11 protein-coding genes are annotated in these 20,644 nt (G+C 67.0%); 5 read left to right on the top strand and 6 right to left on the bottom strand.

Features of this window, described 5'->3' with window-relative positions; genetic code table 11:
• Positions 1-4 precede the first annotated feature (4 nt).
• The 6 genes from ACW2Q0_RS27940 to ACW2Q0_RS27965 all read right to left on the bottom strand — a co-directional run bounded on the left by ACW2Q0_RS27940 (position 5) and on the right by ACW2Q0_RS27965 (position 13,672).
• Complete coding sequence (locus ACW2Q0_RS27940) at positions 5-6,007, bottom strand: amino acid adenylation domain-containing protein (RefSeq protein ID WP_457193904.1); 6,003 nt, start codon at positions 6,005-6,007, stop codon at positions 5-7.
• A 13-nt stretch (positions 6,008-6,020) separates the two neighbouring features.
• Complete coding sequence (gene nbtC, locus ACW2Q0_RS27945) at positions 6,021-9,116, bottom strand: nocobactin polyketide synthase NbtC (protein ID WP_457193905.1); 3,096 nt, start codon at positions 9,114-9,116, stop codon at positions 6,021-6,023.
• A complete protein-coding gene (locus ACW2Q0_RS27950) occupies positions 9,109-10,425 on the bottom strand; it encodes a beta-ketoacyl [acyl carrier protein] synthase domain-containing protein (protein WP_457193906.1) in 1,317 nt (438 codons plus the stop codon). Before ACW2Q0_RS27950 ends, nbtC begins: the two co-directional genes overlap by 8 nt.
• The gene (locus ACW2Q0_RS27955) at positions 10,422-11,177 is read right to left on the bottom strand and encodes a thioesterase II family protein (RefSeq protein WP_457193907.1); all 756 of its coding nucleotides are present in this window, start codon (positions 11,175-11,177) and stop codon (positions 10,422-10,424) included. Before ACW2Q0_RS27955 ends, ACW2Q0_RS27950 begins: the two co-directional genes overlap by 4 nt.
• A 194-nt stretch (positions 11,178-11,371) precedes the next feature.
• On the bottom strand, positions 11,372-12,307 hold the full coding sequence (locus ACW2Q0_RS27960; protein ID WP_457193908.1) for a methionyl-tRNA formyltransferase: 936 nt from the start codon (positions 12,305-12,307) through the stop codon (positions 11,372-11,374).
• Between the two features lie 42 nt (positions 12,308-12,349).
• Positions 12,350-13,672 carry a SidA/IucD/PvdA family monooxygenase gene (locus ACW2Q0_RS27965; RefSeq protein ID WP_457193909.1) on the bottom strand — a complete coding sequence of 441 codons (1,323 nt, stop codon included), beginning with the start codon at positions 13,670-13,672 and terminating at the stop codon, positions 12,350-12,352.
• Between the two features lie 145 nt (positions 13,673-13,817).
• Between ACW2Q0_RS27965 and ACW2Q0_RS27970 the strand changes: the two genes are divergently transcribed.
• The 5 genes from ACW2Q0_RS27970 (at position 13,818) to ACW2Q0_RS27990 (ending at position 20,604) form a co-directional block, all read left to right on the top strand.
• Entirely contained in the window at positions 13,818-14,309 is a 492-nt protein-coding gene (locus ACW2Q0_RS27970) for a hypothetical protein (RefSeq protein ID WP_457193910.1), read from the top strand.
• Positions 14,310-14,435: 126 nt separating this feature from the next.
• Positions 14,436-15,137, top strand: a complete 702-nt coding sequence (locus ACW2Q0_RS27975) for a siderophore-interacting protein (RefSeq protein ID WP_457193911.1) — start codon at positions 14,436-14,438, stop codon at positions 15,135-15,137.
• 385 nt (positions 15,138-15,522) lie between these two features.
• Entirely contained in the window at positions 15,523-16,458 is a 936-nt protein-coding gene (locus tag ACW2Q0_RS27980) for an RluA family pseudouridine synthase (protein ID WP_457193912.1), read from the top strand.
• Between the two features lie 104 nt (positions 16,459-16,562).
• Positions 16,563-17,306: a CPBP family intramembrane glutamic endopeptidase gene (locus ACW2Q0_RS27985; RefSeq protein WP_457193913.1), complete on the top strand. Its 744-nt coding sequence runs from the start codon at positions 16,563-16,565 to the stop codon at positions 17,304-17,306.
• Between the two features lie 169 nt (positions 17,307-17,475).
• Entirely contained in the window at positions 17,476-20,604 is a 3,129-nt protein-coding gene (locus tag ACW2Q0_RS27990; RefSeq protein WP_457193914.1) for a hypothetical protein, read from the top strand.
• The last annotated feature ends 40 nt before the right edge of the window (positions 20,605-20,644 follow it).

The following is a 20,644-nucleotide window of genomic DNA, read 5'->3' on the forward strand; positions in this document are numbered from 1 at the left end:
CCCCTCATTGCGACTGCTTCCACGCCGCGCCCAGTGCGGCCAACGCGTCCGAGCTGAGGCCGGACACGCTCATCGCCGCATGTCGGTGCCGGTCGGGCGCTGCTGGTTGTGCCGTATCCGCATGCACGCCAACGCTGTTCGTATCATCGTCGGCTGCCGCACCGAAGGTGTCGCCGATGGTCGTGGCCGCCCCGGCAGCGACCGCGTCGTAGACCGCGGCCGCGAGTTCGGCGATGGTGCGGTGCTCGAATACCAGCTGCGGCGACAGCGGCAGGCCGAGCTGGTTGGCACGTGCCGACCACTGGATGCAGATCACACTGTCGCCGCCGAGTGCGAAGAAGTTGTCGTCGGCGGTGACATGCTGGATTTCCAGCAGTTCCTCGAGGATGGCGATGAGCTGCTGTTCGGTTTCGGTGTGCACTGCTTCGGACGATGCAGTGCACATGGGGGTTTCGCCAAGCTGGGACACGGTGGCGAAGGCGAGTCGCCCGGCGATATCCCAATGCGCCCGCTGGTCTGTGCGCAACAGCCGGGCTCCCGGCAGGTACGGATCGCCGATGAACGCGTCCTCGACCCCATCGGCCAGTCCGACACCGCCGACATACACATCACCGTCGACGCCGGGCGCGACCGGTCGCAGGGCCTCGTCCAGCACCAACACCCGTGCGCCCGGAATGGGCCGCGCACGGCCACTGCCATCGACCGCACCGCGCGCCACCGCACCCGCGTACTCCGGAATCCGGAGGTCGAAGGTGGCGACCGAACCGGCCGCGAGCGCGGGGAGCACATCGGGAAGCGCTGCGGGCCAGTCGGTTCCGATGACCTCCCAGCTGCGCACCGACGGCAGCACGGAGACGCCGGTCTGCACGAACCGTGACAGCGCGCCGGGAGCCGCCACCACATGCGTGACCGAATGCGCGGCGATCAGTTCGACCAGTGCGGCGGGATCGTCGCGTTGCTGTTCGGTGGCGAGGATCAGCGTCGCCCCGTCGGCCAGTGCGGCCAGCAATTCGATCTCGACCTCGGATCCCGACCAGGATGCCGCGAGCAGCCGCACATCCGCCGAACCCGTTGCCCGGTCGGGTGATTCACCGCAGCGATCGGCGGCAATAGCCCTTCGATCGGCTACGGCAGCCGCGATTGCCTCGCGGCCGAGCACGCAGGTCCGCCCAGCATCGAGCGAAACCTCGATGGCGTTCGCCGCCGCGTCCACTGCGGCGAGCCTTCGCACCGCCTCGGTGCCATCGGCTCCCCCGCGATCGAGCTGGTCGAAGAGCTCACCATAGGTGAGTGCTTCGGCACCGCAGCGCAGGGCGATCCGATCGGCCGGGACACCGCGACCACGCCGCATCAGCTCAGCAATCCCGGGCGTCCAGGACAGCTCCGCCCCGGTGGCCCATTCGCCGAGGACGCGCTGGCGCTCGGTGGCGGGCATGATGTCGAGTTCACCGACCGCGCTGTCGGGGGTTTCGGCGAACGCGGTCAGTACGCGAAGTATGCGCTGCGCGAACAGCGCTGCGGTAGCAGGCTCGTAGAGATCGGCATTGACGATGACGCTGGCCTCGAAACCACCATCGGAGCCCGCGAAGAAATTGATGCTGAGGTCCAGCAGCGAGGTGTCGAAATCCAAGGGCAGCACCGCCAGTGCGGTGTGCGCGTCCAAACCCCGACCCGCACTGCCCCAGTCTTCTTCCCGGAAATGCATCATGGCCTGGAACAGTGGGTTCCTGGCTCGGGAGCGAACCGGATTCAGTGCCTCTACCAGGCGTTCCATTGGAATGTCCTGGTTGCTGTACGCGCCGAGCGCGGTATCGCGGGAGCGCTCCAGCACGGTCCGCAGCGTCGGATCACCGGACAGGTCGACGCGCAGCACCACCATATGGGCGAGCAGACCGACCATTTCGGCGGTGGCCGGATCGGCCCGGCCCGCGATCGGGGTGCCGAGCGGAATATCCACACCCGCACCGAGTTTGTGCAGCAGCGTCACGACCGCGGCCTGATAGACCATGAACTCGCTGCCGCCGCTGGCCTCGGCGAGCGCCTTCAACGTGGCGCGCAATGCGGCGGGCACCGCGAACCGCACCACATGTCCGCTCTTACCGAGGATGGCGGGGCGTGGCCGGTCCAGGGCGACATTGATCTCGTCCGGCAGACCGGCGAGTGCCGCACGCCAGTAATCCATCTGCGTCCCGCGTGAATCGAGCACCTCACGCTGCCACAGCGCATAGTCGGCGTACTGCACCTGCAGCGGTTTCCAGTCCGGAGCAATGCCTTCGGTCCGCGCACGATAGGCGGTGGCGAGATCGTCCAGAATCGTCCGGAACGACCAGTGGTCGGCCACCAGATGGTGCACCAGCAGCGACAGCACGTGGGACTTGCTGTCCAGCACGAAGATTCGCGGCCGGATCAGCAGTTCGCTATCGACCGCGAAGCAGTGGTCACCGGCCGCGGCAAGTTCGGCGCGCAGCCGCCGCGGATCGTTCAGTTCCGTCACCGGCACCTCGATCGGCCCCGCGGGCAGCACCGATTGATATGGCACGCCGCCGTTGTCTGGGAAAACGGTGCGCAGTACCTCGTGCCGGGCAACGATATCGGTGAGCGCGCTAGTCAGCGCCTCGAGATCCAGCGGACCGTCGACCCGCACCGCGAAGGGAATATTGCCGATCGCGCTCGGTCCCTCCATCTTGCACTGGAACCACAGCGCGAGCTGGGAGTAGGACAGCGGAATACGCTGGGGCCGAGCATATTTCAGCAACGCTGACACGGCGGGCGTGACACGCGCCGGTGTGGCCTCGATCAGCGCCGCAAGTCCCGCGACAGTCGGGGTATCGAACGGTGCGCGCACATCGATCTCGACGCCGAATTCGCTGCGAATCCGCACGACCAGGCGGGTGGCCAACAGCGAGTGCCCGCCGAGTTCGAAGAACGAATCGTCCGCGCCGATCTGCTCGCGGCCGAAGATCTGCGCGAACAGCCCGGCGAGCCGGATTTCGGTGGCGGTGCTCGGCTCCCGGTAGCGGTGAGCGGTGGCGCGTTCCGGATCCGGCAGCGCGCCACGGTCGAGTTTGCCGTGCACGGTCAACGGGATCTCGTCGATCACCGCGAAGGCGCTGGGCACCATGTAATCCGGCAGCGTCGCGGCGGCATGCCCGCGGACCTCGTCGATATCGAGCCTCGATTCCGAAAAGCCATTGGCGGCAACCACATACGCTGCCAGCATCGCGCCGACGGCCGCATCCGCTACCGCGATGACAACACAGTGTCCGACACCCGGATGGGACGCGATCGCCGCCTCGACCTCACCGAGTTCGATCCGGAAGCCGCGCACCTTGACCTGCTCATCGGCGCGGCCGACGAATTCGATCTCACCATTGGCATTGCGCCGCGCGAGATCTCCGGTCCGATACAGCCGAGCGCCCGGCACGAACGGATCGGCGACGAACCGCTCGGCTGTGAGGCCGCGCCGATTCAGGTATCCACGCGCCAATTGCGCTCCACCCAAATAGATCTCACCGACCACACCCGATGGCACCAGTTGTAGCGCCGCATCGAGCAAGTACACCGTGACGTTCTGATTCGGCACCCCGATCGGCACGATCCGCGTGCCCTGCGGGCCCTCCACATTCATATGCGTGGCGCACACCACGGCTTCGGTCGGACCGTAGTGATTGCGCAGTTCGGCATCGAGAACACCGGCGAACCTATCGGCCACTTCGCCGGGCAGCGCCTCACCACCCACCGGAACATGCCGCAGCGCACGCCATTGGCTCACCTCCGGCAACAGCAGGAAGGTGCGCAACATCGACGGCACCATATGCAGCACGGTGACACCGCAGCGGGCGATCAACTCGGCCACATAGGGGATATCACGGAAGGCGTCGGGTTTCGGGATGACCAGGCGGGCGCCGAGCGTGAGCGTCACGAAGATATCGAGCAGTGAGGCATCGAAGCTCACCGAAGAGGACTGCAGCAGCCGATCTTCGGCGGTCATACTCCATTCCGCGACGAAGCTCGCGAGATGTTCGGCGATCGCGGCATGGGATACCGCGACGCCCTTGGGCTTTCCGGTGGACCCGGAGGTGTAGATGACGTACGCGAGATGTCCGGACAGTAGCGGCCGCACGCGATCGGTGTCGCCAGGGTCGGTGTCGGGCAGTCCGATGGCCGCGGATTCGGCGGCCGCCAGTTCGCCGCGGCCGAGCACCAGCCGGGGCGCGGCATCCTCGACCAGGTAGTCGATGCGATCCTGCGGGTAAGCCGGATCGATGGGTAGATAGGCCGCACCGGATTTGAGCACACCCAGCACCGCGACCACGAACTCCACCGAATTGGACAGCCGCAGCCCGACAAGGTCTTCGGTGCCGAGTCCCTGTCCGATCAGCCAGTGCGCCAGACGATTGGCGCGACAGTTCAGTTCGGCGTAGCTGAGTTCGGCCTGGGCCGGACCGTGTTCGGCGGCGGCGACGATGGCGAGCGCGTCGGGCGTGGCCGCGACCCGGTTTTCGAACAGCGCGACCATGGTGGTCGGCGCGGCCTCGGCAATCGGGCCACGCGAGCGCGCGAGGATCGCGGCTCGATCGGCCGCGCCGAGCATGTCGATATCACCGAGCCTGCGGTCGGGTTTCGCGAGCGCGCTGTCCAGCAGTCGCACATAGTGGTCGAGTAGCTGTTCCACCAGGGTGCGGTCCAGATCGGCGATCCGGTACTCGGCTTCCAGGTACGTGCCATCGGCTTCGGTGACGACGGTCAGTCCCAATGGAATCTGCGCCACGGCACTGCCGAGATCCAGCAGCGTCGCCTCGACACCGGCGAGGTCGAATCCCTGTACGCTGCGGCGCACCCCGAAGCCGAGTCGGACCAGCTGCTCCAACCCGTCCCGGCCGCCGACGCGATCCGGATTCGCCTCGCGCACAACGCGATCGATACCGACACTCTGGTGCGCGAAGGCACCGACACAGGCATCGCGGACGGTTTCGGTGCAGCGGGCGAAGGTGTCCGCGGCATCGATGGTGGCGCGCAGCAGCAGCGTATTGCCGAAGTAGCCGATCAACGATTCGGCGACGGCGTCGGGACGCACGGTCACCGGGACCGATACCAGGAAATCCGTTGCCGCGGTGTAGCGATGGATCACCGCGTGGTAGGCGGCGAGCCACACCATGAACGGGGTGGCGTCGTGCGCACGGGCGAAGGCCGCCACCCGGCCGACGAGCTCCGCGGGCAGCGCTACGGTGCACCGATCGGATTGCTTGGCCGCGACCGCGGCGACCGCGGCCGGACCGGGGAGTTCCAGCGATTGCGGCAGTGGGCGCAGGGTCGCGCGCCAGTAGTCGATATCGGCGCCGTCATTGTCGGCGGTGTTCGCGCCGAAGACCGCGACATCGACGTACTGCGCACGGCCCATCCGGACCGGCTCGGCGCGGTAGGCGGCATTGAGCTCGGTGAACAAGACTGCCCACGAGTCGTCGTCCCAGCCGATGTGATGTGCGACCAGCAGCAGGGCGAATTCGTCGGCACCGGTGCGCACCAGGCTGATGCGCAGCGGCGATTCGGCCGCGAGATCGAACGGCCGGCCGAATTCCCGGCGGGCCAGCACTTCCAGCCTGCGCGCGCGCCGGGCTTGCGGCAGTTCGGTCAGATCGTGTGTCTGCCAAGACAGTTCGAGATCCGTCCGGACGATCTGGTACGGCTCGCCGTTATCGTCGAGCCCGTAGGTGGTACGCAGAATGTCGTGCCGGTCGACCACTGCCGCGACCGCATCGCGCAGCCGCGCCTCGTCGAGCCCACCCGTGAGCCGATAAGCCACACAGATATTGAGGGTGGTGTCCTCTGGGTCGCGGGTCTGCAGAAACCACATGCGCCGCTGTCCGGCCGAAAGCGGGTGACATGCACCGGGTTTCGATATTCGCATCGGCGCGGCAGTCGGATCGGTCAGACCGGTTTCGGCCAAACGCTTGCGCAGCAGCGCCTTTCGGCGGTCCAGCATGCCCGCCGGTTCGTTGTTCGACATCAAGATCCCTCGCCTAGACGTTGCTGGCCAGCAGACGCACGACGTCGTCCAGCGACGCACCGCCCAGAATGGCCGCCACCGGAAGATCGCGGTTCAGTTCGGCCTGCACCCGCTTGCGCAAGTCCAATGCCTGCAGCGAATCCAGACCGAGCGCCACCAACGGCACCGAGCTGTCGATGGCCTCGAGCCCATCGGCGCCCATCACCTTGCCCAGTTCGACGCGCACCTGATCCGACAGTGAACCGGTGGGCGGCACGACCGCCTCCGGCACAACCACGACGGCGGCAGCGGCGACGGCAGGCTCGGCCTGCGGCGGCGCGGAGTCCAGTTGCGCGAGCACATCGGCGAGCAGCGGACCCCAGCCGACTGCCGAGATGATGTCGTTCAACTGCGACCAATCGGCGGCCATCACAATGCGATTGCCGGGCCGTCCGATTTCGGCGAACTCGGTGAAACCGCGGGTGAGTGCGTCGCGTGGGTCCATGGATCGGCCGCCCGCGGCGGCGATCCGGTCCACGCCGACCGCGTGCAACGGACCCTCGAGGTCCCAGATACCCCATTGCATCGCAACGGCATTCGTGCCCGCCGCGCGCAGGCGCACGGCCAGTACATCGAGCATGCGGTTGACGGTGGCGTAGAGAATCTGTCCCCGACCACCGAAGGTGGCCGCCGCGGAGGAGCAGATGACGATCCGGACGTCCGCGGCCAGTGGCAGCAGTCGCAGCAGATGGTCGGTACCGATGATCTTCGATGCCGCGATCTCGAACAGCTTCTCGGTGCTTACCTCGGCGAGTTCGGCGCGCACATAGTTCACCGCGGCGTGTACCAACATGGTCGCCGGTGTGTCGACCAAGGCCGCGGCGAGCTCACGCACGCTGGATTCGTCGCTGACGTCACAGGCGACCACCGCGACCTCGGCGGTGCCGATCTGTCGAACGATACGCAAACGTCCTGCGACGGTATCGGTTTCGCCGGATCGGCCGATCAGCGTGATCCGTCGCGCACCCCGACCGGCGAAGTACTCGGCGAACTTCAGTCCGAGGGTGCCGGTCCCACCGACGATGACGACGTGCTCGAGCTCCGCATCATCCGCAACGCCGAGAGCCGGTCCGGTTTCCACCTCGAGCCGCTTGGCATAGAGCCTGCCCGCGCGCAGTGCCAGCTGCGGTTCGTCCTTGGCGTGCAGTGCGCGCACGATCGTCGTGGCCTGCCCCGCATCGGCGAAACCGAGGTCCAGGTGCCGGAAGGCGGTGCCGATATTTTCCAGTCCGATGCAGCGGAATCCGGCGGAGACCGCGCCGTGGAACAGATGCGGTGCCGGATCGTCGGCGACCGCGGTCTCGCCGCCCACGGTCACCAGCCAGCAGTCGGTGACCGTGGCGTCGAGCGCGGGCAGCCAGCGGGCGTCATAGAACCGCGCCAGCTCCGCGACGGCGGCGGGACCGTCCAGCTCTGGCAACTCCGGCAGCAGCACGACTACCGTGTCGTAGTCGGCGGTGTCGGTGGGCCGGTCGGGATCGTACACGGCCGCACCGCCACCGTGGTTGTGCGCCGCGGTGCACAGCGCCGCCGCGAGGTCGGCGCACTGTCCGGTGTGGTCGACGACGAGCATGGTGCGCGGCGAAACCAGCGAACGACGCTCGAGCCGCACCCAGTGCTCGGCAAGCCGGGTCGCGGTGTGCTCGGGGGCGGCCAGCGTCATATTCGCCGGCGTCCGGTAGGAGGCCCACAGTCGCTGTGGATTCAGGACGGTGTTGGGAAAGTCTCGCAGCGGCAAACGCACTGTGTCCGAACCGGATTCGATGCGCAGCGCATCCCAGCGATAGTTCAGGTCGTGTACCGCGACGGTCGCCAGATTGCGGGTGAACTCGCCGAGCCCCGCGGCGGTGCGCAGCGAGGTGCCGATCACCCGGAACTCCGGCCGCGACCGGGCCGAATCCGAACCCACCGTGCTGAGGTTCTCCTGAATGGCCAACTGCAGCATGGGATGTTCCGACATCTCGACGAAGGTGTCGACATCAGCGGTAGCGGCCGTGATCGCCCGATCGAAGCGGACACGGTTGCGCAGATTCCAATACCAGTACTGGTCGTGCCGCAGGTCGGGCGTGATGGTGGTGCCGAGGGTGGCGCCGTAGCAAGGGATTTCGGTCGCGATGAAATTCGGACTGCTCATTTCGTCACCGAGCACCGTTTCCAGATCGGCCCGATACTCGCTGACCAGCGACGTGTGCGCCGGATACCCGACGCGGATCTCCTTGGCGAACCGACCGCGTGCGGCCGCGGTCGCCACCATGTCGACGATGGTCTCGCGGTCACCCGAAATGGCCAGGATGTGTGGCGAATTGACCACCGACAGCTCGGCCCAGCCGGAGTGTCTGGCCAATAGCGCCTCACACCGGTCGCGGTCCATGCCGAGCACCGCCATCGAATAGCCGCGCGGCGACAGCTGATCGACGACCAGTGCCCGATGCGTCACCGCGAGCAGCGAATCCCGCAGCGTCATGATTCCCGATACCGCACTGGCGGCCAATTCGCCCTGGCTGTGTCCGATGGTCGCGACGGGTTCGACTCCCGCCGCGCGCCACATGGCGGCGAAGGCGTACATCTGGAACATCAGCGCAGGCTGGAGCACCTGCAGGCGATCCTCGAACTGTCCTTCGTCGCCGAGTAGATAATGCAGCGGCTCCCGGTGGCCGAAGCGCTCCTCGAAGATCGCGATGCAGTCATCGACCGCGCGACGGAAGGTCGGGGACATGTCGTAGAAGAGTTTGCCCATGCCGGGCCGCTGACTGCCCTGTCCGGGGAAGACGAATCCGATGCCGCGCGCGCCGGCGACACCATCGGTCACCACGACCGCCGGATGCTCGGCACCGGCGATGATCGCGCGCAACGCATCGAGCAGTCCGTCGCGGTGGTCGACCATCGCCAGCGCCCGCCGCCGACGCGCCACCCGCGTGCGAAACAGCATGTCCGCCACACGATCCGCAGTGACGTCAGGATGGCGCCGCAGATATCCCAGGATCGCGGCCGCCTCACCGCGCAGCCCGTCGGCGGTGTCGCAGGACAGCAGTACCGGGACGGTTCCGTCCGGTAGTCGGTAATCAGGCATCGATATCCTCCAGCACCGGCATGGCCAAGATCGCGTGCGCATTGGTGCCGGCGATGCCGAATGCGGAGACGGCGCCATAGCGAACGCCGTCGATCGCTTCCCAGGGTTCGAGTGTCGTGGCCAACCGCAGGCTGGTGGCCGCCCAATCCACCTCGGTGGTCGGGTTGTCCGCGTAGAGGCTCGCCGCGATCTGACCATTCGCACCGCTCAGCAGCACCTTGATCAGGCCGAGCACCCCCGAAGCGGCCTGTGCGTGGCCCATATTCGACTTCACCGAACCGAGTCGCGGACCGTCGGTACCACGGTCGACGCCGCCGTAGGACCGGGCGAGGGCGGTCAGCTCGAGTGGATCGCCGACCGGTGTTCCGGTGCCGTGGCCCTCGATCAGGCCGATGTCATCCGGTCGAATTCCGGCCGCTGCCAAGGTTTTCTCGATCAGCCGCTGCTGTGCCGTCGCGCTGGGCACCGCCAGCGGTGCACCCTTGCCATTGTGGTTGACCCGGGTGGCGAGCAGGCGTCCGTAGATCCGGTGACCGAGTTCGCGTGCGCGCGACTCGGGTTCGACGACGACCACCCCGGCGCCCTCACCCCACAGCGTGCCGGTGGCGTCGGCGGCATAGGAGCGACAGTGTCCGTCGACGGCGAGTGCGTTGTTTTTGGAGAATTCGAAAAATGCTGCGGGCGAACCCATGACGCACACGCCACCGGCCAGCGCCCACTCGCATTCACCGGCACGCACGGCATGCGCGGCCAAATGCAAAGCGGTCAGTGACGACGCGCACGCGGTATCGGTGGTCAGCGACGGCCCGATCAGTCCCAGACTGTGCGAAATCCGACCCGCCACCGCGCCGAGTGCCGTCCCGGTGGCCCGATATCCGGAGTACTCGGTGACCACACCCGACTGCGGCCCGTATTCATTGCTGGACGCGCCCATGAAGCAACCGACCTCGGCGCCATCCAGTGCGCCCGGATTGATGCCCGCGTTCTCCAGCGCCCGCCAGGCCACTCGCATCGCGACCCGCTGCTGCGGATCCATGGAAATCGCCTCGCGCGGGGTGATACCGAAGAACATCGGATCGAATTCGGTGGCCTCCGACAGGAAACCACCGGCATCGGCGACCCGGCTCCACCCTTCGGTGCGGTGCAGCGAAAGCAATTCCTCGATCGGCCATTCCCGATTGCGCGGAAGCCGTCCGATGAGTTCGCGTGCTTGCGCCAGCGCCGACCAGAAGTCGGGCAGCGTATCGATACCGCCCGGCGCCTCGACGGCCATACCGGAGATGACGATCGGATCCATGTCGGAACTCATCCGAGGAGTTCCAGTTCGGGCGCCAGCAATTCCGCGATGCCGGCGGCATTGCCGTTCAGATAGAAATGCCCGCCGTCGAAGATGGTGACGTCGGTGTCTTGGGCGCTGTGGTTGGACCAGCCGTACAGCTCACGCGGCGTGACGATGTGGTCCTCGGCGCCGCCGAGCACGTGAATCCTGGCCCGCACCTGGACATCCACCGGGCAGGTATAGGCATCGAAGGCCCGGCAGTCGGCCTTCACCACCGGCAGCGCCATCCGCATGACCTCGCGGCTGCCGAGCACATCCGCGCCGGTGCCCTCCAGTGCGCCGAGGTGGTCCAGGATCTGCTCGTCCTCGGTCGGATGCGGCGGCAGATCGACCGCGCGGCCGGGTGAGACCGCGGCGGACGGTGCGAGCAGCCGCACCTCGAGTCCGGCTGTCTCGGCCTTGCGAACCAGTTCGAAGGCCACCATCGCGCCCATGCTGTGGCCGAAGACGGTCAGCGGCAGACCGCGATTGTGTTCGGAGTTATGGAATTCCGCGAACGCACCGGCAGCGAGTTCGGGCAGGGTGGCGAGTGCCGCTTCGCGGGCCCGGTCCTGGCGACCGGGGTACTGGAAGATCAGCACATCGAAGTGTTCGCTGAGCGCCTTGGAGAACGCGCGATAGGCGGACGCGCCGCTACCCGCGTGCGGGCAGATCAACAATGGCGGGCATTGGGCGGAGCGGGGCTGGTGGAATTGCCGGATCCATCCGAGATTTGCTGGCATTTCTTGACTCCTGCGCTTCCGCCGGACTCCCCCTGGCGCGATGGTCGCGCCAGGGGAGCGTCATGCAATCGGCGGCGTACAACAACCCCCGGCTCGCTGCACTGATCTGATTTCTTCTGAACGGTCGCTCGATATTAGCGTAGCCTACCCTAATAAGTCTACTGACGGGGCGACTACCCCCGCCCGCCGCCGCCTCATTGATCGGTGAGATAGCCACCGCGCGTGAAGAATTCCGCAGCCGCGTGTTCGGCACCATCCGCGGTCCGGATCCGGGTGAGCACCAAGCCGCGATTGCGCCCGCGATATGCCTCCGGACCACACACCACCGCGCCGCCGCCCTCTTGCACGATCACCCGACCCGGCGTGCCGCCGTAGCGCGCCTGCGACACCGCCGCCGCGAGCACCTCGATCCGCTCCCCGCGGTAGTAGGTGAACGCGCGCGGATACGGCTCGGACAGCGCGCGCACGAAACGCTCCAGATCGACGGCGGGCCAGGTCCAGTCGATGCGGCTGTCGCGTTCGGAACGCTTGTGAAAGTAGGTCCGTTCGGATGTGCGCTGCGGCTTCCATTGCGCGGTACCGGATTCCAGGGCGTGCAGCGCCTGCTGCAGCGCGCCGGGGATGAGTTCCATAGCGCGCAATACCAATTCGGTACCCGTATCGGTGGGGCCGATGGGCAATGCGCGCTGCACCAGGATGTCACCGGTGTCCAGACCCTCGTCCATCCGATGCACCGTCAGGCCGGTCTCGGACTCGCCACTGATCAGCGCCCACAGCGCCGGGGAGAAGCCGGTGAACTTGGGCAGCAGCGAATCGTGCAGGTTCAAGGTGCCGTGCCGGGGCACGTTGTAGAGCTCGGCGGGCATCCACGTGTACCAGCTGTTCACCACGATGACATCCGGTTCGGCCCGCTGCACCAGGTCGATGGTTTCGGCATCGGCCCGTTCGGTCAGATGCACCGGGATGCCGTGTTCGCGGGCGAGATCCTCGACCGAATCCGACCAGATCCCCTTGTAGGCGTCCACACTGGCCGGATGGGTGAGCGCGAGCACGACCTCATGCTCCGAATCGATCAGGGCCTGTAGGGTTTTTCGGCCCCAGGTCTGGAAGCCGAACAACACGATGCGCATAAAACCTCACGTAGCTGAATTCGGGAAGATAACGGGGGCGAGTCAGCCCAGTCGAGCGGGCGCACCCCGCCGCGCACCGACGACCTGACGCACCGGGACCGTGCGCAATACCCGATCCGAAAGCTCGCCTAGGCAGCTGAGATTCGGGAATCCGGGACCTTGGGCCATGGCGGCCATATGCGGCAGAAAGAGCTTCGCGCCCAGTCCGTCGACCGCCAGGTCGTAGCCGATCGCGGCCTCCAGCCTGGCCTGGGTCAGCGGTCCGCCGACGGCGAGTTCGAGCAGATCGAGGGCATCGGAATCGAAGAGTTCCAGGAACCACAGCGGTTGACCGCCGGTCGCGTCGACCACCAGATCGAAGTTGTGCACCTGATCCGGGCGGCGGTCGTTGCGCAGTGTCAGCGCTACGCCGTCGCCCTGGTCGGCGACCCGCACGACCCGCCCCTGCAGATGGTGCACGCGGTTGTCGCCGATCACGCTTTCTTGCACGCGAACCGAGAACACGCCCCGGTCGGTGCGCCGGATGACATCACGGCGCTCGTCCATGCTCAGCGCGTTCCATTTGGTCGGATCGCTGAAAAGCGCATTCTCGAAATAACTCTCGCCGCGGGTGTAGATGGTGGCCTTGGGTGTGATCACCGAGATGGTCAACATGTCGTGGCGGACCAACTCGTCCAACGCCGAACCAGCGGTTTCGCCGCCGCCGATCACCGCGACTCGCGAGGAAACCGGTAGCGCGCGTCGGCCTGCCAGCTCCCAGAATTCGGCGACGCTGAGCACCCGGGGATGTTCGGCCAGGGACCGACGGCTGTGGCCGGGTCCGGTGATCATCAGTGCGTCCGTGTCGATTCGGGTGGTCACGGCGGTGTTGTTCCGAGCGACCGGCAGGCGGTCGCCAGCGGCGGCGTCGGTTACCGAGACCAGCCAGCCGTCGGCCGCGGCGGCGACCGAATCCACCGTCCCGAGGACAAGTTCGAGATCGATCGCGCGGGCCACCCACTGCAGATATTTGGCCCAGACATGGTGCTGTGGACTGGGGCGGCCGCGCTCGATCCATTCGGCGTAGGTGCCGTGCTCGACCAGGAACGAGGTCCAGCTGTAGGCCAGCATCGCCTCGTCGATGGCCCGGTTGTGCCCGCGCGCCCAGGTCGAGTGATACGGGAAGCCGATGTCCTTCTCCGGGCTGGTTCCGAGTCGGTGCCGCCCATCGGTCCAGCCGCCGCTCGGCAGCCAATTGCCGCCGACGGCATGTGCCTCGACCACGATCACGCGCGGCGCCGCCAACCCCAATTTCCGCAGGACGTGGGCTTTTGCCGCCACCGCAAGGGCTTTCGGCCCTGCTCCGACCACCAATAGTGTGTCCACGGTTCTCCTGCGTTCGATCTGGGGCGGCAACCAGGGCGTCGCCGAACTCCCGACTATCAGCTTTGCATAGGCTTACCTTATATTGCACTGCAGTGCCACTCCCTGGACCGGCACACTCCCGGCATACGAACGATTGGACGAACCGATGCTCAACACCGGAAACAGGCCGGTGACACGCCTTGCCACCACGGCGTTCGCACTCACCGCGGCCGTCGTGCTCGGCGCATTCGGCACCGTGGCCACCGTCGCCCCAGCCACCGCCGCACCCATCGGCGCGCCGATGCGGACCACCTCTCCCGGCCTCGGCGAGTTGAAGGCCAAACTGCTACTGGTGTTGAACACCAGCGCTGCGCGCGCCGCCCGCGCGACCGAACTCGAGGCGGGCGAGGCCGGTCTCGGCCTGGTCGACCAGCTCGGCGGCGCCATGGCCTCGGCCCCGCCGAGCTTCCGCTGGGACGTCCTCGGTCCGGTCGATGTTTCCGGCGATCTGCTCACCGCCCAGCTGACCACCGCCATCGACGGCTGGGACCCCTGGTACTTCGACCTGTCCTGGAAGCGGATCGACGACACCTGGAAGCTGACCCGCGAAGCCGAATGCACCATCGCGAGCGTCGCGATGCTGCCCTGCGACCTGTAATCGCCTGCGCCACATGCGAGTTGGCCCCGAGGTAGCACACTTGCCTGGGGGCCACGCGCCCATTCGAACTCGCTTCATCCAGACACGCCCACGACATAAATGTATGCTTAGGCTAACCTCATTTACATGGGTAGAGGTTTCGAAGGGTTGATGCTGAAGGCATGGCGCGCCGAGGACTACCGGCTCACGGTGACCTCGACCGAGTACATCAGCGATAAGTACCTGCGGCTCGGATTCGATGCGGGCGGACTGCTCGCGGATCATCCGGTACATCCGACGCAATGGGTACGGCTGTGGATTCCGAAAGGTGAGCGCCAACACCAGCGGGGCTACACGCTCGTCGACCCCGATCCGGACGCGAACATATTCTCCATCGAATTCGCGGTGCACCACGGTCCCGCCTCGATGTGGGCGCAAAAGGCGGCCGTCGGGGACCAGATCGACGTGTCCGTGCTGGGCTCGGATTTCCGGCTACCCGAACCACTCCCGAGCGAGTTCGTCATCTTCGGGGATACCGCGTCGCTGCCCGCCATCAATTCGCTGCTCGACGCGATCGGCGATGTGCCGGCCCGGGTCTGGCTGGAATGGCAATACGAATCCGACACCGGGCTCCCGGTCCGCAATAAGCCGCACCACCAGGTGAAATGGGTGCAGCGGATCGACAACGGCCGACTGCTGCGTGAACAGGCCGATGAAATCGAGTGCCCGAAGGACGCTTTCGCCTGGGTCGCGTGTGACGGCCGCACCACGCGGTCGATCGCCAAGGCGCTCGGGACCACCCACGGGCTGCCGAAAACCGCCGTCAAGTCACGCGCCTATTGGAAGTAGTCCGCGAAGGTCCTGCGCGTGCGCGCACTGACCGCTGGCTGCCCGGCGCGGGCACTGGTTCGAGTGGTCGGAGCGTGCGCGTGGACGTGAGCCCGGATCCTCGACCGAGCAACAGGTGCACCGGGCGATGCCGGTGCACCAGCATTGCAGCGTCGACCGCTGCAATGTCCGCCGCCGCGCCAGACAGACGCTGGCCGAGTCCCGGCGAATGGTGCTGGACGAACGCGGCGAGCCGCGACCATCCGTGGCACGACTGCGCAATCGTGTGCGCGGGATCGGCGCTGGCGCGAACACACTGCGCGCATCACACCGGACCGGGCTGCGCGGTTTATGCGCCCGGCCCGGCCGTGAGCTGCGGACTCGTCGCCGACTATGGTCGTCGGTAATGAGAAGGAGGCAGCAGCCGCCGTTGCCCAAGCGGCACGGCCTGGACCCGGCCCGGCTCCGCCTACCGGAGCAGGGCGAATGGGCGACCATTCGGGACCATCTGGTGGCACGGCTGCCTCGCGTGCCCGCCGCGCGGATCGATGAATTGCTGGACGCGGGCGGGATCGTCGACCTATCCGGTCCGATCGCGCCGGACGCGCCCTATGTGCCGGGCGGTGCGGTCTGGTTTCATCGCGACCTACCCGATGAGACCGTAGTGCCGTTCGATATCCCGGTCGTTTACCGCGACGACGATCTGCTCGTGGTAGACAAGCCGCATTTCCTGGCAACGATTCCGCGGGGCCAGCACATCCTGCAGACGGCGCTGGTGCGGCTGCGCCGCGAACTCGACCTACCCGATCTGATTCCGGCGCACCGACTCGACCGCGTCACGGCGGGGCTGGTGCTTTTCGTCATCAATCCAGCCCGGCGCGGGGCCTATCAGACTATGTTCCACCGGCGTACGGTGCGCAAAGAGTATGAGGCCATCGCCCCCTTCGATCCAGAGCTGACGCTGCCGCGTACGGTGCGCAGCCGGATCATCAAGGAAAAGCAGGTGCTCGCCGCACAGGAGGTGGCGGGCGAGCCCAATGCGGAGACCTGGATCGAATTGCTCGAGCAGCGCGACGGCCTAGGCCGCTACCGGCTGCGGCCGCTGACCGGACGCACCCATCAGTTGCGGCTCCATATGAACGGGCTCGGCATTCCCATCCTCGGCGACGACTTCTATCCGGTGCTCACCGACAAACCTGTGGACGATTTCACTCGGCCATTGCAATTGCTGGCCACGTCACTCGAATTCACCGATCCGATCAGCGGCAGGCCGCGCCGGTTCGACAGTGCCCGGACGCTGCAGGCATGGGCGGATACGCAGGGGTGGCAAGGGCGGCGATAACGCCGGCGGTATGTTCCGCGAATACGGGTAGGACCATGTTGATGACGCAGCACTTCTAAGCCGGCCCCCTGGCGCCAGTCGCGGACATACGTACACTGGGCCGGATGCTTCAACAGGACCTCGACGAAGCGGCACCGCCCCGCCACAAACTGCACGCCTATCTGGACGTGGCCGTTGTGGTGACAGTCCTGGCCGGCACAAATCTGATCGCCCACTTCACCACCGCATGGGCGAGCATCCTCACCGTTCCCATCGCCGCCGTCGTACTGCTCGCGCTCATGCGCCGCCGCGGACTCGGCTGGTCCGAGCTCGGACTCTCACCCCGTCACTGGCGGCGCGGCACGCTCTACGCCCTCGGCGCCGTCGGCCTGGTGCTCACGGTGGTCGCGATCGGGGCGCTGCTGCCGATGACCCGGCCGTTCTTCCTCGCCGACCGCTATGCCACCATCTCCGGCGCGCTCATCGCGTCGATGATCGTCATCCCGCTGCAGACCGCGATTCCGGAGGAGCTGGCCTTCCGCGGCGTCCTGCACGGCACGCTCGACCGCGTCTACGGCGCCCGCGGTGTCTTCGCGGCGGGCTCGCTGCTCTTCGGCCTCTGGCATATCGCCTCCGCACTCGGCCTGACCACCGGCAACCGCGGCCTGACCGGCTTCCTCGGCGGCGGCCCAGCCGGCCAGATCATCGGCATCCTGCTCGCCGTCCTCGCCACCGCGGCCGCGGGTGTCATCTTCACCTGGCTGCGCCGCCGCAGTGGCAGCCTCCTGGCCCCCATCGCCCTGCATTGGTCCGTCAACGGAGCGGGCGCGTTGGCTGCCGCCGTCGTCTGGCACACCACCCTCACCTGACTCGAATTCCGCGCAAGCCGGCTAGCTCGCGATTCGCGCATCTGTTCGATTTTTCGGGGTGCGCGGCATTGACCTCGGGCGGGTAGCGGTTTAATCTCGGTGCGATCACACATATGTTCGAGCATGTAGGTCTGCGTCGGTATGACACCTGCTCCTGGGAAGGCTCGCGATGCGCGACAAACAGTCGGCCGGTAGTTCGGAGATCGCCGCATTGGCCGAGCGGGTCGCGAACGCGCGGGGGCGGTTGCCGCTCCAGGACGACGCGGCGCTGGTACAAGCCTTATCGGATGCCGAGCTCGACGCGGAACGGGATCTCGCGCAATGGGTTCGGACACAGCGGCGGGGGCAGCGCAAGCGGGCCGTCCAGGACGAAATCGCGGCCGAGAAGCGCAATCGACGGACCACGGCCGCCATTGCGCGCGCCGACGATGCGGACGCGCGCTGGCATCGGCGCGCCCTGGCGGCGCGGCGACGGGTCTCGAATCAGGATGCGCGCCTCGCCCAGCTGTACCGCCGGGCCGAATGGTCCTCGCGCGCACTGATCGCCGTCGTGGTGCTCGGCATGGTGTGGGCCGGGGTGAATGTGCAGCACAACCTGGTGCCCAGCGGAAATATGGCGGATCCGCTGTACTGGTTGAGCTATGGGATCGAGGCGATGATCTCGATCCCGATCATCACCATCATGGTCGCCGCGACGACGGCCGCCCGCTGGGGCCGCGAACTCGATCGGGGCAAGGTCGTCCTCTTCGAGGCCGCGCTCCTCGGCACGACCGTCGCGCTCAATGCTGGCCCGCATCTGGCCGCCGGATCCTTCGGCCAGGCCGCCGAATACGCGATCGCCCCGGTCATGGTCGGCGTCGTGATCTGGTTGCACGCCTGGGTTTCCGCGCGATACGCCATGCTTATCGACGGTGTCGCGCTGATCGAGGACGAACCCGATCTACCGCCCCGGCAGCGGGTCACGACCGAGCGCGGCGCACCCATCGATACCTTCCGCGCCGACGAACCCACCGACCGTCGAGAACTGATCGCCGCCAAGGGTTTCGACCCCCTCCTCGACCAAGCCCGCGTCCGCTTCCCGGTCGACGTGGATACCCACGTCGCCGAGGCGGCAATGCGCGCAGCCCAACCCGACGCCGTCTCGCGCCTCGACTGCACCGAAACACTGGTGTACCACGCGCAGAGTACCCGCTCGACCAATGGCCGTCTCACCCAACAAATCCCGAGCGACGACTATCGCCCTGGTCACACCGTCCGCGCACCGCGGCCGATCAGTAACTCCGCACGAACTTTTACCGACACCGCCGACGGCACACTGCCAGCTCCTACCTCCGCCGCGAACACCCTCGACAAGAACGCCTTTCCCGCCACCGACCTCGATCACCGCACCACACCCGCTACCGCGAGCATGAGGGCAAGCACACCGCATGCCACCGCGCACTCGTCGGCCCCGACGAACACCCGCGTCGGGTACACGCTTGCTGCCATCAACGGATTGGAACCCGACACCGCACCGGTAACCGATGCCGACGAGCGCATGACTTCCGCCGCCAGCGGCTACGAGTCCCAGACCGCATCGACGATCGTTGCCGATGAGCGCACGGTGTTTGCGGCCACGGACTTCGTCCCCAGGGCAGCAGCGCAGAATGCCGCCAACACCCACAACGGGCACACGCCGGTAGCCGCCACCGCCTCCGCGCGCCCGACCATATCGGGGACTGCCGATGAGCGCGCGTCTCTCGCTACTGCTGGGCACGAGCCTCGGACCGCTACCCCGAGTGTCAGCAACACCCGCTACGAGCACAGAGCTGCCGCCGGATTCGCCTCCCAGACCAAGTCCGCGACTCCCGAAGAGCGCACCACCCTTGCTGCTATAGACTCCCGGCCCCAGACCGCGTCGAGGACTGCCGATGAGCGCACGTCCCTCGCCGCCACCGGGCCGGAGCCCCGGACTGCGTCGGCAACCGCTGCCGAGGGCCACTCGGCTTTTGCGGCGACCGGCTTCGAACCCCAGACCGCGTCAGCGGCCGATGGCGAAATGCCCGCGCCATTCGATGCCACTGGCTGCGAGCTCCAGACGACTGCACCGAATGCGGCCAGCACCCGCGACCAGCACGCGACCATCGCCGCCAGCGGCCACGAGGCAGGGAAACAGGCACCGAGTGCCGCCAGCACTCGCGTCGAGCACACCACCGCCGCCGCTGATTTCGGTTTCGCATCCGGGGCTACTACTTCCGAGGAGATCGCAACTCCCGAGACCACTGGCGCGGCCCGCATCGCACATATGGTCGGCGCCTCCGCTGCGGACGGTGGCGCGACCTCTCCTGCCACAGATATCCGGAATGCGGCGGCACTTGACGCCAGCCCTCGCGACGAGCACACGATCGCCGGTGCGACCGCCTTCGGGACCAATGGCACAACCGCAGCTTCCGCTCGCGACGCGCGGGTTGCCCGCGATGCGGGCGCGACTTCTCTTGTCGCAGTGGCCGAGTCGCGGACCATCGGCACACGCGACGCAGCACAATCGCAGCTGAGCATCTTCGATACCGCGATCATCGCAGCAGGTGACGGCACCGCCGACGCGGGTGCGGACGCGATCGCCGACACGAGTCGAGCCGCGGCGCGCACGGGCACGCCCGCTGACGCTCCCCACCCGGCGAAATCCAGCAGCCGTATCGAAAATTCTTCGCGCACCAACGCATCTGCCGATACCGCCCATGCAGCGACGTCGAACACTCATACCGAAACCCCCACGTCCGCAAACACCGCCCATTCAGCGAAGTCGAGCAGCCGTGTGGAAACCCCCACGCGCACAAACTCCCCCATCGAACCCCAGCGTGCCGCCCGCGGTTCCGCGACACCGACTCCGGCCGAACGAGTCACGCGGGCAGTGGAGGTGCACCGCACTTCGAGCGCCGACAACTCCGCAGACCATCACGAAGAGCAGACCGCGGAATCCGAGGCCGAGGTAAGGCAGCTTGTTGCGGACGATGCGCCTCGTCGCACGACCAGTGAGGTGATCAGTGAAGTCGTGCAATCGCTTTCGGCCGAGAATCTGCTGACCGAGAACCTCGGTTCGGAGAGCGATGATCTCGAGGTGTGGTCGGTCGCCCGTGCGATCGCGGGTCGCGGCCTTTCGGTCATCCCCGTGGAGCAGTTGGCCGAAATTCTCATGCTCGCCGATCAATCGTGGACGCCCACCAGCATCGGTGCGGAGGTCGGCCTGTCCCGCACCGCAATCGCCCAGGTCCTGGAATTCGCCCGGCGAGTCCGCCGCCCCTACGCAATCAGCAGCTAAATCTCTAGGCAGCTGCCCGACGGCGCGCCATCGGGCGATC

This window comes from Nocardia citri (assembly GCF_054065835.1).

What these genes read in the sequence shown, in the direction of transcription:
- ACW2Q0_RS27940 (WP_457193904.1), bottom strand. Translation starts at nt 6,007, where the DNA reads ATGTCGAACAACGAACCGGCGGGCATGCTGGACCGCCGAAAGGCGCTG.
- nbtC (WP_457193905.1), bottom strand. Translation starts at nt 9,116, where the DNA reads ATGCCTGATTACCGACTACCGGACGGAACCGTCCCGGTACTGCTGTCC.
- ACW2Q0_RS27950 (WP_457193906.1), bottom strand. Translation starts at nt 10,425, where the DNA reads ATGAGTTCCGACATGGATCCGATCGTCATCTCCGGTATGGCCGTCGAG.
- ACW2Q0_RS27955 (WP_457193907.1), bottom strand. Translation starts at nt 11,177, where the DNA reads ATGCCAGCAAATCTCGGATGGATCCGGCAATTCCACCAGCCCCGCTCC.
- ACW2Q0_RS27960 (WP_457193908.1), bottom strand. Translation starts at nt 12,307, where the DNA reads ATGCGCATCGTGTTGTTCGGCTTCCAGACCTGGGGCCGAAAAACCCTA.
- ACW2Q0_RS27970 (WP_457193910.1), top strand. Translation starts at nt 13,818, where the DNA reads ATGCTCAACACCGGAAACAGGCCGGTGACACGCCTTGCCACCACGGCG.
- ACW2Q0_RS27975 (WP_457193911.1), top strand. Translation starts at nt 14,436, where the DNA reads ATGGGTAGAGGTTTCGAAGGGTTGATGCTGAAGGCATGGCGCGCCGAG.
- ACW2Q0_RS27980 (WP_457193912.1), top strand. Translation starts at nt 15,523, where the DNA reads ATGAGAAGGAGGCAGCAGCCGCCGTTGCCCAAGCGGCACGGCCTGGAC.
- ACW2Q0_RS27985 (WP_457193913.1), top strand. Translation starts at nt 16,563, where the DNA reads ATGCTTCAACAGGACCTCGACGAAGCGGCACCGCCCCGCCACAAACTG.
- ACW2Q0_RS27990 (WP_457193914.1), top strand. Translation starts at nt 17,476, where the DNA reads ATGCGCGACAAACAGTCGGCCGGTAGTTCGGAGATCGCCGCATTGGCC.